Origin of the sequence: Anaerostipes hadrus ATCC 29173 = JCM 17467 (genome assembly GCF_030296915.1) — a bacterium.
GTDB lineage: Bacteria > Bacillota > Clostridia > Lachnospirales > Lachnospiraceae > Anaerostipes > Anaerostipes hadrus.
This window is the reverse complement of the sequence record NZ_AP028031.1, coordinates 1,584,346-1,601,221: the sequence shown is the minus strand read 5'-3', so window position 1 is coordinate 1,601,221 and position 16,876 is coordinate 1,584,346. Positions and strand designations below refer to the sequence as shown.

Annotated in this window: 14 protein-coding genes, 1 pseudogene and 1 riboswitch; of the genes and pseudogenes, 14 read left to right on the top strand and 1 reads right to left on the bottom strand. The window is 36.3% G+C overall.

Annotated elements, in window-relative coordinates:
* Positions 1 to 178 precede the first annotated feature (178 nt).
* The 10 genes and pseudogenes from hpsG (at position 179) to QUE18_RS07775 (ending at position 10,516) form a co-directional block, all read left to right on the top strand.
* On the top strand, positions 179 to 2,659 hold the full coding sequence (gene hpsG / locus QUE18_RS07820; RefSeq protein ID WP_009203400.1) for a (2S)-3-sulfopropanediol dehydratase: 2,481 nt from the start codon (positions 179 to 181) through the stop codon (positions 2,657 to 2,659).
* Positions 2,659 to 3,573, top strand: coding sequence for a glycyl-radical enzyme activating protein (locus QUE18_RS07815; protein ID WP_009203401.1), 915 nt, complete (start codon positions 2,659 to 2,661; stop codon positions 3,571 to 3,573). The genes hpsG and QUE18_RS07815 overlap by 1 nt, the downstream gene beginning before the upstream one ends.
* Positions 3,561 to 4,892: an aminotransferase class III-fold pyridoxal phosphate-dependent enzyme gene (locus QUE18_RS07810; RefSeq protein ID WP_040344188.1), complete on the top strand. Its 1,332-nt coding sequence runs from the start codon at positions 3,561 to 3,563 to the stop codon at positions 4,890 to 4,892. Before QUE18_RS07815 ends, QUE18_RS07810 begins: the two co-directional genes overlap by 13 nt.
* A 10-nt stretch (positions 4,893 to 4,902) precedes the next feature.
* A complete protein-coding gene (locus tag QUE18_RS07805; RefSeq protein WP_051040957.1) occupies positions 4,903 to 5,688 on the top strand; it encodes an ABC transporter permease in 786 nt (261 codons plus the stop codon).
* Between the two features lie 13 nt (positions 5,689 to 5,701).
* The gene (locus QUE18_RS07800) at positions 5,702 to 6,736 is read left to right on the top strand and encodes a taurine ABC transporter substrate-binding protein (RefSeq protein WP_009203404.1); all 1,035 of its coding nucleotides are present in this window, start codon (positions 5,702 to 5,704) and stop codon (positions 6,734 to 6,736) included.
* 11 nt (positions 6,737 to 6,747) lie between these two features.
* Positions 6,748 to 7,572 (top strand): ABC transporter ATP-binding protein, encoded by an 825-nt coding sequence (locus QUE18_RS07795; RefSeq protein ID WP_009203405.1) that lies wholly within the window; start codon positions 6,748 to 6,750, stop codon positions 7,570 to 7,572.
* 12 nt (positions 7,573 to 7,584) lie between these two features.
* Positions 7,585 to 8,703 (top strand): iron-containing alcohol dehydrogenase family protein, encoded by a 1,119-nt coding sequence (locus tag QUE18_RS07790; protein ID WP_009203406.1) that lies wholly within the window; start codon positions 7,585 to 7,587, stop codon positions 8,701 to 8,703.
* 84 nt (positions 8,704 to 8,787) lie between these two features.
* The gene (locus QUE18_RS07785) at positions 8,788 to 8,940 is read left to right on the top strand and encodes a YezD family protein (RefSeq protein ID WP_009203407.1); all 153 of its coding nucleotides are present in this window, start codon (positions 8,788 to 8,790) and stop codon (positions 8,938 to 8,940) included.
* A gap of 280 nt (positions 8,941 to 9,220) precedes the next feature.
* Positions 9,221 to 9,335: riboswitch (FMN riboswitch) on the top strand.
* Positions 9,336 to 9,550: 215 nt separating this feature from the next.
* Positions 9,551 to 10,159: pseudogene (ribB, locus tag QUE18_RS07780) on the top strand (3,4-dihydroxy-2-butanone-4-phosphate synthase); the annotation flags it as partial.
* 222 nt (positions 10,160 to 10,381) lie between these two features.
* Entirely contained in the window at positions 10,382 to 10,516 is a 135-nt protein-coding gene (locus tag QUE18_RS07775; RefSeq protein ID WP_009204303.1) for a hypothetical protein, read from the top strand.
* 59 nt (positions 10,517 to 10,575) lie between these two features.
* Here the strand turns inward: QUE18_RS07775 and QUE18_RS07770 are convergent, their stop codons facing one another.
* Positions 10,576 to 12,318 carry an Rqc2 family fibronectin-binding protein gene (locus QUE18_RS07770; RefSeq protein WP_055160536.1) on the bottom strand — a complete coding sequence of 581 codons (1,743 nt, stop codon included), beginning with the start codon at positions 12,316 to 12,318 and terminating at the stop codon, positions 10,576 to 10,578.
* Between the two features lie 215 nt (positions 12,319 to 12,533).
* Between QUE18_RS07770 and QUE18_RS07765 the strand changes: the two genes are divergently transcribed.
* From QUE18_RS07765 to hisD, 4 genes are all read left to right on the top strand, one after another.
* Positions 12,534 to 13,547, top strand: a complete 1,014-nt coding sequence (locus QUE18_RS07765) for a DUF7309 domain-containing protein (RefSeq protein ID WP_009264307.1) — start codon at positions 12,534 to 12,536, stop codon at positions 13,545 to 13,547.
* A gap of 140 nt (positions 13,548 to 13,687) precedes the next feature.
* On the top strand, positions 13,688 to 14,869 hold the full coding sequence (hisZ, locus tag QUE18_RS07760; RefSeq protein WP_009204300.1) for an ATP phosphoribosyltransferase regulatory subunit: 1,182 nt from the start codon (positions 13,688 to 13,690) through the stop codon (positions 14,867 to 14,869).
* 36 nt (positions 14,870 to 14,905) lie between these two features.
* A complete protein-coding gene (gene hisG / locus QUE18_RS07755; protein ID WP_008391334.1) occupies positions 14,906 to 15,553 on the top strand; it encodes an ATP phosphoribosyltransferase in 648 nt (215 codons plus the stop codon).
* 16 nt (positions 15,554 to 15,569) lie between these two features.
* Positions 15,570 to 16,874, top strand: a complete 1,305-nt coding sequence (hisD, locus tag QUE18_RS07750) for a histidinol dehydrogenase (protein ID WP_040344468.1) — start codon at positions 15,570 to 15,572, stop codon at positions 16,872 to 16,874.
* Positions 16,875 to 16,876: the final 2 nt, after the last annotated feature.

The following is a 16,876-nucleotide window of genomic DNA, read 5'->3' as shown; positions in this document are numbered from 1 at the left end:
TTAAAAAGGATAGTGGCATAATACAACACATAGAAAATATAAATCATATTAATAAACTATGAAAAGTAGGAAATAAAATAACTGACTGGAAAACCAGAGGTTATGATCAAGGAAGCAGAAGAGACTGCACTTTTGATCATAACCTCTTTTTTTATACAAAAGTGAAGGAGGAAGAAAAATGAGCCAGAGCAGATCACCACAGGAAATCAGAATTCAAAATGAGATCAATCATAAGAAAATAGCGAATGTGCATGAAAACAGAGCTACAGAAATTTTAAAGAAAGTAAGAGAAAGTAAACCTCAGATTGATATAGAAAGAGGGTTATATTTTACAAAATCTTTTCAGAAAACGGAAGGACAGCCATTGATCTTACGATGGGCAAAGGCATTAAAATATTATGCCGAAAATGCAAGCATCTATATTGATGAAAATCAATTAATCGTAGGAAGAAGTGGAAAACCAGGAAGATATGGGATTCTTTATCCAGAACTCGATGGAGATACCTTAGATGAAGCAATCAAAACATTACCAAGCAGAGATGTATCACCATTTGATATTACTCCGGAAGATGCGAAGATCATTACAGAGCAGATCACACCTTACTGGAAAGGGAAGACGTTTCATGAGGATCTTGCAAAAGCACTTCCGAGGGAAACAAAAAAACTTACTTATAATGGAGATAAAGAGTTGACTTCAAGATATATTGTCAATGAAACAGCATCTTTTCGATCATCACTGCAATGGGTACATGATTACGAAATTGTTCTCGAGAAAGGATTTGAGGGAATTAAAGAAGAAGCCTTAGAAAGATTACAGCAATTAGATTCAGATAGTCCGGTGGATCAGACAGAGAAACGACCATTCCTAGAAGCACAGATCATAACAAGTGATGCGATTATCTTATGGGCAGAACGACATGCAAAACTTGCAAAAGAATTATCAGCAAAACAAAGGGATGCGGATAGGAAAAAAGAGCTTAAGATCATAGCAGAAATCTGCGAAAGAGTTCCAAGATATCCGGCAAGAACTTTTTATGAAGCATTGCAATCCCAATGGTTTACACAGATGTTTTCAAGAATTGAGCAAAAGACAGGAACGATCATATCCAATGGCCGAATGGATCAATATCTGTATCCATTTTACCAAAAAGACATCAAAGAAGGAAGGATCACGGATGAACAAGTACAGGAATTATTTGAATGCATGTGGGTAGCAATGTCCGAATTTGTTGATCTGTACTTATCAGAGGCAGGTGGATCTTTCAATGAAGGATATGCTCACTGGGAAGCTGTGACAATCGGCGGAACGACAAAGAAGGGATACGATGCAACGAATGAATTAACTTATATCTTATTAAAGTCCAAACGAGAATTTCCGCTAAATTATCCCGACCTTGCGGCAAGGATCCATATGGGAAGCCCGAAGAGATATCTCTATGAAGTAGCAGAAACGATCAAAGATGGAACTGGATTTCCAAAGCTTATTAATGATGACGAAGTAGTACCGATCTTATTATCCAAAGGTGCAAGTTTAAAAGAAGCTTATGATTACAGTGTTTCTGGTTGTGCAGAATGCCGTATGCCAAACAGAGATACCTACACAAGTCCAAACGCATACATTAATTTTGCAGCAGCACTTGAAATGGTGTTATACAATGGGAAAATGAAAAAATATGGAGATGAGATCGTAGGATTAGAAACAGGAAATTTTGAAGATTTTGAAAGTTTCGATGAAGTGTTGGAGGCTTACTTAAAACAACAGAAAAATTTGATCCGACATGCATTTATTCAGCAACATGAGATTATCAGACTTCGAGGAGAACATTTTGCTACACCGCTTGGATCATCACTTCATAAACTTTGCAGAGAAAGTTACAAGGATCTGCATCAGCCATCTATTCCTGGAGGGATCGATCTTGGATATTTTGAATTTATCGGATATGCAACTGTCGTAGATTCCTTATCAGCGATCAAAAAGCTGATCTTTGAGGAAAAACGTCTGACAAAGAAAGAGTTGTTAGAAGCAGTGAACAACGATTTCAAAGGATATGAAGCAATCAGACAGTTATTACTTCATGCACCATCTTATGGAAATGATGACAGCTATACCGATGAAATCGGACAGTTATTAGATTTGGAAGCACAGAAATTTACACATAAATATGGCAAAGAATTAGGGGTTCATATGGATCTGCGATTAGTACCATTTACATCCCACGTACCGTTTGGAAAAGTCATAGGTGCAACGCCAAATGGAAGATTTTCTTATACACCATTATCCGATGGCTCCAGTGCATCACAAGGGGCAGATCTTAACGGACCAACAGCAGTATTATTATCAAATTATAAAACAAAAAACTTTGATTACGAAGACCATGCAGCAAGATTATTAAACATCAAATTAAGTCCATCTTGCGTAGAAGGTGAAAATGGAACTGAAAAACTTGTTCAGTTTATCAAAGCATGGCACGATCTGAGATTATGGCACTTGCAGTTTAATGTATTAAATACAGAAACATTAAGACAGGCACAAAAACAGCCACAATTATATAAAAATCTTCTGGTAAGAATTGCAGGATACAGTGCTTATTTCACTGAATTATCAAAAGATCTGCAGGATGATATCATTGCCAGAACAGAGCATGAGGAGGTGTCATAATGGTCGATCCATTGGTATTTAATATTCAGAATTATTCCCTGAATGATGGCCCTGGGATCCGAACGATCGTCTTTTTAAAGGGATGCCCGATGCGATGTCGTTGGTGCTGTAATCCCGAATCACAGGAATATAACATCGAGATGTCTTATAGAAGAAAGAATTGCATCGGAGAAAAAGAATGTGGATTTTGCAAACAATCCTGTCATCAAAAAGCAATCTTTTTTGATGAGGAAGGGAAAGCAAAGATTGAGAGAAGTTTATGTACAGATTGCCTTTCCTGTACCAAAGTATGCCCGGCAATGGCAATGAAACAGCAGGGAAAACCAATGGAAATTTCAGAGATCATAGATCATGTACTAAGACAGGAGTTGTTTTATCATCATGGAGAAGGAGGACTTACCGTCAGCGGTGGGGAACCTCTTTCTCATGGAGACTGGCTGATCAGACTGTTAAAAGAAGCGAAAAAACACCGGCTTCATACAGCAATTGAGACTTGTGGATATGCTTCCTATGAAGTATTAAAAGAGGCCATAAATTATCTGGATGTCATCTTTTTTGATATCAAATCCATGAATGATGAAAAACATAAACGCTACACAGGGAAGAGCAATCAAATAATCTTGGACAACTTTAAACAGCTTGTACAAGATGCGAAAACCACAAAGATTACAGCGAGAACACCAGTGATTCCAGGATTTAATGATACAGTTGAGGAATTAGAAGAAATTCAGCGTTTTGTAGCAAAAGGAAAAAATGTTTCTTATGAAATGCTCCCATATCACCGATTCGGAAAAGGAAAGTATGAAATGCTTGGAAGAACTTATCCGATGGGAGATGTTTTATTATCAGAAGAAATCAAAACATATATCCAGAAACAAAATGAAAAATGGAGGAAGAAAGAATGTCAAAGTTAAACAGGGAACAAACAATAACATATGATAAAAAATATAATCAGCATCCATGGTTGAAAGGAAATACAGAACCCATTCCAATTGAAAAGGCGGAAGGAATCTTCTTTTATGATTTTAATGGAAAGAAATATTACGATATGTCGAGTCAGTTGTCCTGCGTTAATATCGGATATGGAAATGAAGATGTCATACAGGCAGTCAATGATCAGGTAAAAACATTGCCATATATTGCACCAGCATATGCCAGTGCACCAAGATCAGAATTAGCAAAAATGTTAGTCGAACTTGCACCAGATAATATTGCCAAAGTATTTTTTACTTGTGGAGGTTCTGATGCAAATGAAGCAGCAATCAATATGGCAAGAACTTATACAGGAAGGAGTAAAATCTTTTCCAGATACAGAAGTTACCACGGATCAACATTAGGATCGGGGAATCTGTCTGGAGATCCAAGAAGATTTGCGTTAGAGCATCCAGCAGCGACAGGATTTGTAAAGTTTCAAGATCCATATGTATATCGAAGCGATATTCCATTCAAAAATGATCATGAAGCTTCCGCTTATTATATCAATAAGATCAAAGAACAGATTGCATATGAAGGTGCAGAAAACATCGCAGCGATTTTTGTAGAATCCATTACAGGGGCGAATGGTGTGATCATACCGCCAGATGGTTATCTTCAAGGAATCCGAAAGATCTGTGATGAAAATGGTATTTTAATGATCTGTGATGAAGTTATGGCAGGGTTTGGAAGAACTGGAAAGATGTTTGCGTTTGAACATTGGAATGTAAAACCAGATATCATTACATTTGCAAAAGGTGTGACAAGTGGTTATGTACAGCTTGGCGGGATCATGATCTCAAAAGAGATTGCAAAATTTTATGAAGACAAGGTATTTCAGTATGGGTTAACTTACAGTGGTCATTCCCTTGCATGTGCAGCAGGAGTTGCTTGTGTAAATTATTATAAGAAAGCGGGACTATTAGAAAATACACAGAAAGTTGGGAAAGTACTTGGAGAGCTGTTAGAAGAAATCAAACAAAAACACAAATGTGTAGGAGATGTCCGTTATATTGGCTTATTTGCAGCCGTAGAATTTGTTAAAGATAAAGAAACTAAAGAACCATTGGTTCCATATGCAGACCAGTCAGGAACGATGGGAAAGATTATCGGCTTATTGAAAGAACGAGGTTTTGCAACTTTTGGAAGAGAAAACAATATCAACATTGCACCACCACTGATCATTACAGAAGAACAGTTAAGGGAAGCAATGAAGATCTTTGATGAGGTGCTTGATATTGTAGATGAGACATATTTATAAGGAGAAACAGATGGAACATACAAAAAATAGCACAAAAACAGAACATCTGATCAGCTTATCCGTTGTACTTGTCATTTTGTTCCTATGGTTTTATACCACATCTATGGGACTTGTTTCAGAAACACTGGTGCCATCCCCAATCAGTGTGTGGGACAGTTTTCTTGATATATTAAAAAACGGATATAAAGGTTCAACCTTGATACAGCATTTGGCAGCCAGTATGGGGAGATTAATTAAGGCATATGTTCTGGCAATGATCACAGCAATTCCACTGGGACTTTTAAGTGGATACAATTCAAAGATCCGGGCATTATTAGAGCCAGTCATTGAATTTTACCGTCCACTCCCACCACTGGCATATTACACATTATTAGTACTGTGGATGGGAATTGGAGACGGGTCAAAGATCATGCTGTTATTCTTGGCAGGATTTGCACCAATTTATATTGCGTGTGCAGCTGGAGTTAACAAAGTAAAAAAAGATTATGTATTAGGAGCACAGACATTAGGAGCCAATGCACGACAGATTTTTATTTACGTGATCTTTCCAGCAGTACTTCCGGATATTTTTACAGGACTTCGAACATCACTTGGTGTTGAATATACGACATTGGTAGCAGCAGAAATGGTCGCGGCTGTCAGCGGAATTGGATGGATGGTGTTAGATGCCAGTAATTATCTAAGAAGCGATATTATGTTTTTTGGAATTATCTTAATGGGAATTACAGGAATCGTGTTAGACCAGATTTTGAAATTAGTGGAACATTATATGGTTCATTGGAAAGGAAAGAATTAGGAGGAATGAAATTATGAAAGAGAGAAAATTAAGTATTAGAGAAATTATCGTATTATTGATCGCAGTGATCCTGCTGATCAGTGCAACTGCATGCAGAGCATCAAAAGCAGATCAAACAAAAGAAAATAAAAAAGTAAAAGAGATTAAAATTGGAACCATGGATCTTGTAAATCCAGACTTGGTTGCTAGAAAAGAAAAATATTATGAAAAACAGTTAGGGGTCAAAGTAAAGATCGTGAAATTTGATTCTGGAAAAGATGTCAATACAGCATTGGCAGCAGGAAGTATCGACGTATCAGAACTTGGAAGCAATCCAACAGCATTAGGAATTGGAAATGGACTTAACTATGACGTGATCTATATTGGAGACATCATCGGTTCTGCAGAATCACTCGTTGTAAAAAACAATGCCAATGTAAATTCTGTAAGCCAGCTAAAAGGTAAAAAGATCGCGGTGCCATTTGCATCCACTTCACACTATAGTTTATTAAATGCCTTAAAACAGGCAGGACTCAAAGAAAGTGATGTAAAATTATTAGATCTTGAACCAAATGATATTCATGCGGCATGGAAACGAGGAGATATTGATGCAGCTTATGTATGGTATCCAGTGCTTAATAATCTAGTAAAAGACGGAAAAATCTTAACAGGAAGTGACAAACTTGCAAAACAAGGAATTATTACAGCAGATTTAGTTGTTGCAAGGCGTGATTTTGCAAAATCAAACAAGAATCTGGTAGTACGCTATATTAAGGCACTGAATCAGGCAAATGATTTGGATCAGAAAAATAAAGAACAGTCAATCAAGGATATTTCAGAGATTCTTAATATCAGTGAAAGTGATGCCAAATTCCAGAGAAATGGTTTTGAATGGATTGATGGAAAGAAACAGTTAAGTAAAGAATATTTAGGTGAAAATATAGCAAATGTATTGAAAAATACAGCAGATTTCTTAAAAGAACAGGGAAGTATTAAGAAAAGCCCGACTTTAAAGGAATATAAAGACCATGTACAAACGAAATATCTGAAAGAAGCATTAGAAAAATAGGAGATGAGACAATGAGTGAGACAAAGAATACATGGAAAGACAAACTATATGAGACAGACAATCCACTGATCGAGGTAGAAGAGCTTGATTTGGATTATCAGACAGCAAAGGGATGTGTAAATGCTTTGTCTCATATCAATTTTAGCATTCATCGAGGAGAGTTTATTACTGTATTAGGTCCAAGTGGTTGTGGAAAATCTACCTTATTAAAAATTCTTGCAGGATTTATCAAACCAACAAAAGGAAGTGCAAAATTAGAAGGAAAGCAGATTAAAGGAACAGATTGGAGTAGGGGAGTAGTATTTCAGAATCCGCCGTTATATGAATGGTTTTCAGTCAGACAAAATATCGCTTTCGGTCCGAAGATGAGAAAAATAGCAAAAGAAGAATATGAACCAAAAGTAGAAGAATATTTGCAAAAGGTTGGACTGACAGAGTTTGGTGAAAAAAAGATTTATGAATTATCAGGAGGAATGAAACAGAGAGTTTCGATTGCAAGAGCTTTGATCAACAAACCAGAAATTCTGTTAATGGATGAACCATTCGGTGCATTGGATGCATTTACAAGAGAAAATATGCAGGAATTGATCCGCAAGATCTGGTGGCAGAGTGGAAAAACGATCTTTTTTATTACACATGATGTAGAAGAAGCATTGCTGTTAGGAAGCAGGGTTTTAGTGTTAAGTCGACATCCAGGAGAAATTGTCGATGATATTCAGGTGAATTTCTCAAGAAAGATCGTAGAAGAAGGAATCAGTGATATTCAGTTCAGTGAAAAATTTTATCATACAAGAGAACGTTTATTAAAACTGATCCATGCCCAGTATGACAGATAGGAGGATTTGTATATGAAGTGGTATTATGAACAGCCAGTCAAGATTATATTTGGAGATCATAAAATACAGGAATTATCAACAATCATTCAAAAAGAACAATATAAAAAAGGAATTCTGGTGACAACCACACATTTTATTAAAAATGGATTTGCAGGGCAGTTACTGGATGATAAGAAAAATCATCTGGCAGATATCTTTGCAGGATTTTCACCAAATCCAGATGTAGAAGAAGTGAATAGACTGGGAGAACATTTAAGAAAAGAAAAAATAGATTTTATCGTAGCACTTGGTGGAGGAAGTGTGATCGATGGAGCGAAGGCGGCTTCTGTTTTAATAGAAAAAGAAACATCAATCCGAAAATATCACAATACAGGAGAGAAAGTTCCAAAAAAACATTTGCCATTGATCGCAATTCCAACAACGGCAGGAACTGGAAGTGAAGTAACCAATGTTTCTGTATTAACAAATAGAAACCAAGGAATCAAAGCACCAATTGCATCGGAAAGTTTTTATCCACAATATGCGATCGTAGATCCAACACTTACATGGAGCATGCCAGCAGATCTTACGGCAAGTGCAGGAATTGATGTGTTATCTCATGCAGTAGAAGGATACTGGAGCCGCTTGCACCAACCAATTTGTGACGTATTGGCTGTCTATGCAGCAAAACTAGTTCTTACAAATATAAGAACGGTATACAAAGATCCAAACAATCAGGCAGCAAGAGAGAAAATGGCAGCAGCATCTCTGATCGCAGGACTTGCATTTGGTCAGCCAAAAACAACTGCTTCCCACGCATGTTCTTTTCCATTGACAAATTTATACCATATTCCACACGGAGAGGCTTGTGGTTTGACATTAGATTTCTTTATCCGATTAAATGGAACCAAAGATTTTAGGACAAGAGAATTGACCAGTCAATTAGGATTTTATGATTATGAACAATTTGCAGATGCCGTACAGAGATTAAAAAGAGATCTTCATTTAAGAACAAATTTAACCGATCTTCATATCAATGAAGAAAAGAAAGAAGAATTGATACGATTAAGTCATCATGCCAATTTAAAAAATAATCCAGTGGAAGTTACAGATGAAGATTTGAGAAGACTTTATGATGGTTTATGTGACTGAAATATTGACAGAAATATGAAAAATAGGTATAATCGAGTAAAAACAGATAAAACATACAGGATTAATAGGAAATAAGGTGGGCATATGGAACATAAAATAAAAAGATCACAAGAACAACACCAATGGAAAGAAAAAATTGAAGAGTTATTAAAAAATATGAAATATGGCAATATAACGATCATTGTTCAGGATGGAAAGATCATTCAGATTGATAAGACAGAGAAACATAGAATATAGCAAATCGAAAATCAGTCTCAGAAAAGGATTGGAAAGCGATCATCAGTGGATTATGATTCTCAAAAAGGAGATGTAATTATATGGAAAACATAATTATCCTGTGAATTAAAAAAGACGATTTAAAACTATCAAGGTGCAAGCAATATTTTATCATTCTAACTGTCTCAGTCCATTGATATGATCCAAAGTTTCGTAGAATTCTTTTTGATATGGACAGTAGCTGCATAGCTTAAATCTTGACAACAAAAATCAAAATTATTATAATTAATATATAAATAGAATAAATCTTCAGGGCAGGGTGAAAATCCCTACCGGTGGTAAAGCCCACGAGCCGTAAGGTATGATTCGGTGAAATTCCGAAGCCGACAGTATAGTCTGGATGAAAGAAGAGAACAAAATATGGAAAAATGGAAATGTTTTTACGACTATGGTCAATTGCTCTAGAATATTTTTGTTCCAGAGCAATTGATTTATATAAATAAATTCAGATATTTTTTACTCTGCCTTGATCAATCATTTAGATCAAGGCATTTTTAATGGGGTGATAAGATAAAACTAATAAACAAATATGATCAAGAAAAATTTTAGAATTATGGCAGGAGGATATAAAATGGTGACATTTCATACAATTGAAGGTGCATTAGAAGATTTAAAAAGAGGAAAGATTATTTTGGTAACGGATGATGAAAATCGAGAAAATGAAGGAGACTTTATTTGTGCAGCACAATTTGCTACAACAGAAAATATAAATTTCATGGCAACGCATGGAAAAGGATTAATCTGTATGCCAATGTCGGAGGAGTATGTAGAAAAATTAAAACTTCCGCAAATGGTGGAAAATAATACAGATAATCACGAAACAGCATTTACTGTATCAATCGATCATATTACAACAACGACAGGAATTTCAGCAGTAGAGCGTTCAATTACAGCTATTGCATGTGTGGATGAAAATGCAAAACCAGAAGATTTTCGAAGACCGGGACATATGTTTCCATTAAAAGCAAAGAAAAATGGAGTTTTAGAAAGAAATGGACATACGGAGGCAACGGTAGATTTATGTAGATTAGCAGGTTTAAAAGCGTGTGGATTGTGCTGTGAGATTATGAGAGAAGATGGCACAATGATGAGAACAGAAGAATTAGCAAAATTAGCAGAGCATTTTCAAATGAAATTTATAACAATCAAGGATTTGCAAGATTACAGAAAACGCAAAGAGATATAAAAGAAATAGTCAGTTGACGATTGATCTCTCAGAGGATTTTATGTTGGTGGAAAGCTGTAGTGAGATTGCGAATGTGATAGATATTGTGGAAAGTCAGATGAATTAGGATAAAATGGGACAAATTTTGTCATAAGCTAGAAATGTATAAAATCAAGAAAGAAGGATTCCACATTAGAAAATGTATAAGGATCCTTCTTTTTATTTGGAGATAACGAGATGGCAATATCAAAATTAATGTATATGAAAGAAACAGCAGGAAATCCAGCGAGACACTTAAAAAGAGCAATCGAATACGTTATGAATCCAGAAGAGGATATTAATCGACGATTGTTTGGTTTCTATTATGTATAAATTTAAAAAAATTGATATAAAAAATGTAGGATTTATAAGGCCTGCAAAGTGTTTTTAATTTATTCAACAATTTCAATTCCATCAATATTCGGAACACACATCATAGAATAGTTTGTATGATAAATGACAAATCCAGGTTTTGCCTTTGGTGGCTTTCTTAGTTCTTTTCTCTGAACATAATCAATCTCAACCTTCGGTGCCTGACGCCCCTTGGAATAATAAGCTGCAAGGCGGCCAGCTTCTTCAAAGGTAGCATCTGGAAGAGTCTCCGCTTGTTCCTTTCGTACAATAACATGGGACCCAGCCATATTCTTTGCATGGAACCACCAGTCCCCGCCATTTGCAAACTTAAAACTTAATTCATCATTCTGATAGTTATTTTTTCCAACATACATATGGAAACCATCAGAAGAGACAAAATGTAATGGTTTGGATTTTGCCTGTTTCTTTCCCTTTTTCTTTCCGTGGCTCTTAATATAACCATAATCAGAAAGTTCATCTTTGATCAGCTGCAGGTCTTTCTCATCTTCGGATAAAGAAAGAGCAGTAGAGATCGAATCGAGATGATCAAGATCAGCTTTTGTCTCCACGACAAGCTCAGAAAGAGCTTCATAAGTACGTTTTAGCTTATTATATTTTGCAAAAAACTTTTTGGAATTCTCCAAAGGAGTCTTTGTTGGATCAAGAGGGATCGTAATCTCTTCGTTTGTGTAATAATTCATGCAAGTTAAAGATTTTGCATTTGGCTCTAGTCCATATCCATATGTCTGTGTAAGTTCTCCATAAACTTTGAATTTCTCACGTTTCTCGGTATCCTTTAACTGACGAAGCTGCAGATCATATTTCTTGCTCGTCCTCTCAAGAGCAGTCTGCACGATCTTACGAAGGTCAGAAGATTTCTGCTTCATTCTTGTATATTTTTCCTTCTCAGAATAATACCCGATCAGCACGTCAAAAATAGAATCATATGTTTTCTCTGTACAGTCAGGATAAGAAGTTAAAGGAATACAAGAAAATTCCTTAGGTTCTTCCCCAGAATAAATGATATTTGGCTGATATGCCTCATCTTCTACAAGAGCATTTAATTTTACAAGCTGGCCATATAATCCAGCAGCACTATCATCGGTCAAAGAATCAGTAGATGCATTCCCATCTAGCCCTGCACGATAACAAAGTTCATTTGCGATCAAAGGACTCATACCTGTGATGGAAGTATAAAGTGCTTTACAAAGATTCAGTGGTTTGGTGATGATATGCTGATAAAAATCCTCTGTAGTCAGACTTGCTAAAGGATGTTTCCCTTTAGACGGTGGAAATGTGTAAGTACGTCCAGGTAAAACCTCTCTGACAGAACTGATATTTGCAGAGATGTGCTTGATACTATCTAAGATCACATCATCACTGTTTACAAAAATGATATTACTGTGTTTTCCCATGATCTCAACGATCAGACGTTTCTGACAGACATCTCCAAGCTCATCCAGATGCTCAATCTTAATTTCGATAATACGCTCAAAGTCAGGCTGTGTGATCGAAATGATCCTTCCACTGCTGATATGTTTACGAAGCAGCATGCAGAAATTTGGAGCCTGCATAGGGTTTGCTTTTCCTTCTTTCGATAAATAGACAAGAGGAAGAGAAGCACTGGCTGAGAGATGAAGTCTTGTTGTCAATCTCTCTTTTTTGATCACAAGCGTGATCTCGTCGGCCTCTGGCTGATAAATCTTATAGATTCTGCCACCAATGATCTGTTTATTAAGTTCTGATATAATATTTGAAATGACAAATCCGTCGAATGCCATGATAAATACCTCCTGGTAATAAAATCAGTTATCTAATTTAAAATAATAAGATAAATCCGTCAAACAATTATATCAGAAATTCGAAAAAGTATAAAGAAAAAACGATCAAATTCACAAATCATAGAAAGATAGTCGGGATTTTGTTGTAATTAAAATCATTTCTTATTATAATGAATATTAAGTGTACAATAAAATAATCTATGGAGGACAAGTCATTGAGAAAAGAAGCGTCAAAGAATGCATGGAAGCAGTTATACGACATTACATTAAAACTAGACAAATTAGAGCCTTGGAATTACCTTGGTGACACACAACTTGTAACCATTCAGCTAAAAGACAGAGAAGAACCTGTATTTTGCAGTGTGATGGGAAAATTCAGCGGAGAAAGAGGAATTGCAGTCTTTGATGGAGTTGAAGGCTTAGGAGATTTCTATATGATCCTTGGAAGTGAAGAAGGGGATCTTCCAGCACAGTATCTGATGGATGAACATACAAGTCTTACATGCTTCTGGGGAAGCATGATGAATGTGCCAGATGAACAAAGAAAAGTTATCGATGAATTAGATATTCGTTTTAAGACGATCAGTGACTGGATTTACTTTGTTTCTTATAAGAAAGGTTACAAACCATATCAGTTAGATGAAGATGAAGTTGCACTTCTTATAGAAACTTATGAGAACCTGTATATGGCAGTGGAAGCAGTCAGACAGGGAGAATTAAACCCAGAAATCGAACAGGCAGAAGGAATCGTTCGCCGTTATAATACTGAAAATGATACTTGGGAAATGTTTGTAAAAGAGATACCAGAAGCTGAAAAAGAATTTCCGTCAGTGATGTTAGAAGATCAGGAATTAAAAGATGAATTAAAGAATCAAAAACAAATCGATCTTGAAGTGATTTTAGATTTTACTTATCTTCCAGTTATGGTAGAAGGGGAAGAAGAAGGGGAGCGTCCAAAGAATCCACTTTTATTTATGGCATATGATAATACCGATGGCGGTGTGATCACAATGGATATTTTAGAAGAGGGTGATGATGAGATCAGCAGAACATTAGGATTCTTTATCAGTTTTGTGCAGCAGAATGGAAGAATGAAGACGATCAAAGCAAGAAATCCATGGATTTTTGGAGCATTAGAGGATATTTGTGAATATTGCAGTGTGGACCTTGTATATGATCCGGTAGAGATCATGGATCAGGTGATCGAAGAAGTTGTTTCTCAGTTGTAGGAATTTCATGTAACATATCAAAAGATGAATTAGAGTGAACGAGGTTGACAAATAAGTTAAGGATTGGTAAAATACAGATAATTTGATGTGCTACCTAAGTAGCACTTTAATTCGATAAAGTATCAAGGAGCGGCAAAAATATGAATAAAAAGAGAGTCCACACACCAGAAGGTGTCAGAGATGTATATGGAACAGAATATGGACAGCGAAGTAAGCTGAAGGCAAAATTAAACAAAGTCTTTGCATCTTACGGATATGAAGGGATCAGAACTCCAGGATTTGAATTCTTTGATGTATTTAACAGTGAAAAAGGAACCGTATCCGCAAGGGAGATGTTTAAATTCTTCGATAGAGAAGGAAATACCTTAGTTCTTCGTCCGGATGTCACACCATCCATTGCACGCTGTATCGCAAAGTATTTTAATGAAGAGAATATGGGAATCCGTTTATCTTATGCAGGAAATGTATTTTTAAATAACTCAAGCTATCAGTTGAAGTTAAAAGAAACATGCCAGTTAGGTGCAGAATTAGTCAATGATGCATCTGTACAGGCAGATACAGAATCTATTGCAATGGCAATTGATTGTTTTCTGGCAGCTGGATTGACTGATTTCAGACTTTCTATCGGAGAAGTTGAATTCTTCAACGGATTGACACAGACGATCAAAGATGAAGAAGTCAAAACACAGCTTCGAGAGCTGATCTTAAATAAGAATTATTTTGGATTAATGGAATATGTAGAGACATTAGATCTGTCTGATAAGATTAAAGATGTATTTTTACATTTTAACGAACTGAATGGAGATGTAGCGATCTTAGATCAGGCAGAAGCAATGGTTGAGAATGAACAGTCTAAGAAAGCAATCAAAAGACTTCGCGATGTATATGATATCTTAAAATTATACGGTAAAGAGCAGTATGTAAGTTTTGATCTTGGAATGTTAAATAAGCATAATTATTACACAGGAATCATTTTCAAAGGTTATACTTATGGAACAGGAGATGCAGTTCTAAAAGGTGGACGATATGATAATCTGATCGAACAGTTCGGAAAGAAAGCCCCATCAGTTGGATTTGCGATCGTATTAGATGAGCTGATGATGGCATTAAGCCGTCAGGGAATTCATATGGAAGCAGATCATATGGATACAATGATCATTTATAAAGAAGCAACAATGAAAGATGCGATCCTTCGAGCAGAAGAATTAAGAAAAGAAGGAAAGAAAGTCATCTTAGAGAGAAAGAATGATCTGTGCAGCAAAGCAGACTATGAAAGATTTGCTAAAGAGCATCGCCTCGGTGGAATCCTTTATTTCATCTAATCAACAAATCGAGCAAAAGAAGGGAAACAAAAGACCATGAGATATATTACATTTGCCCTGGCGAAAGGGCGCCTTGCAAAGAAAGCGATGGCTTTATTAGAAGAGATCGGAATCACATGCGAGGAAATGAAAGACGAGAAAACAAGAAAATTAATCTTCGTAAACGAAGAATTAAAATTAAAATTTTTCTTATCCAAAGCAAGTGACGTGCCAACTTACGTGGAATATGGAGCAGCTGATATCGGTGTTGTTGGAAAAGATACGATCCTTGAAGAAGGAAGAAATCTATACGAAGTATTAGACTTGAAATTTGGAGCTTGCAAGATGTGTGTGTGCGGACCCAAAGAAGCGAAGAAATATTTAAACAGTAATGAGATCATCCGTGTGGCATCCAAATACCCACATATCGCTAAAGAATATTTCAATAATCAGAAATTACAGACAGTAGAAATCGTTAAGTTAAACGGATCTGTTGAACTTGCACCGATTGTTGGATTATCAGAGGTGATCGTTGATATCGTTGAGACAGGAACAACCTTAAAAGAAAATGGATTGGAAGTCTTAGAAGAAGTTTGCCCATTATCAGCAAGAATGGTAGTGAATCAGGTAAGCCAGAAAATGGAACAAGAACGAATCAGCAAGATCATCGTTGCACTAAAGAAGATCTTGGATGAAAAAGAATAGGCCGGAGGAGAGAAACATGAGAATAGTAAAAGTTAACAAAGATTCCATTGCAAATATTTTATCAGATTTATTAAAGAGAAGTCCTACAAACTATGGGGATTTTCAGGATAAAGTCGATGCGATCATCAAAAATGTCAGAGATAATGGAGATAAAGCTGTCTTTGATTATACAGCACAGTTTGATAAAGCGGAGATCAACGCAGACAATATTTTAGTTACAGAAGAAGAAATTAAGGAAGCTTACGAAGAAGTGGACGATGAATTGATCAAAGTTATCCGCAAAGCGATCAAGAATATTCGTGATTTCCATGAAAAACAGATTCAGAAGAGCTGGTTTGAGACAAGAGAAGACGGAGTAATGCTTGGACAGAAAGTAACACCAATGGAAACTTGTGGTGTCTATGTACCAGGTGGAAAAGCAGTTTATCCATCTTCTGTTTTAATGAACATTGTTCCAGCACACGTTGCAGGAGTGAAAAATATCATCATGACAACACCTCCTGGAAAAGACGGAAAAGTTACAGCAAATACATTAGTTGCAGCGAAAGAAGCTGGAGCAACAAAAGTATATAAAGTCGGTGGAGCACAGGCAATTGCAGCGATGGCATTTGGAACAGAGTCTATTCCAAAAGTAGACAAGATCGTAGGACCTGGTAACATTTTTGTGGCTCTTGCCAAGAAAGCAGTTTATGGAAACGTAAGTATCGATTCCATTGCAGGACCAAGTGAGATCTTAGTGTTAGCTGATGAAACAGCGAATCCAAGATATGTGGCAGCAGACTTACTTTCCCAGGCAGAACATGATGAGATGGCAAGTGCGATCCTTGTTACAACAAGCGAAGAATTAGCACATAAAGTATCTGATGAGATTGACGGATTCTTAAATCAGTTATCAAGAAAAGAGATCATGGAGAAATCTTTAGATTCCTTCGGATATATTCTTGTTGCAAGCGATATGAAAGAAGCAATTGATACGGCAAACGCTATTGCGTCTGAACATATGGAGATCATGACAGCAAATCCATTTGATGTTATGACAAGGATCAAGAATGCAGGAGCGATCTTTATCGGAGCATACAGCTGTGAACCTTTAGGAGATTATTTTGCAGGACCAAACCACGTACTTCCAACAAATGGAACAGCAAAATTCTTCTCTCCATTAAGTGTTGATGATTTCATCAAGAAATCAAGTGTCATCTACTATTCAAGAGAAGCCTTAGAGCCAGTACACAAAGACATCGAATTCTTTGCGAAGCAGGAACAGCTGACAGCACATGCTAATTCCATGAAAGTAAGATTTGAAGATAACCAGGAAGGATAAAA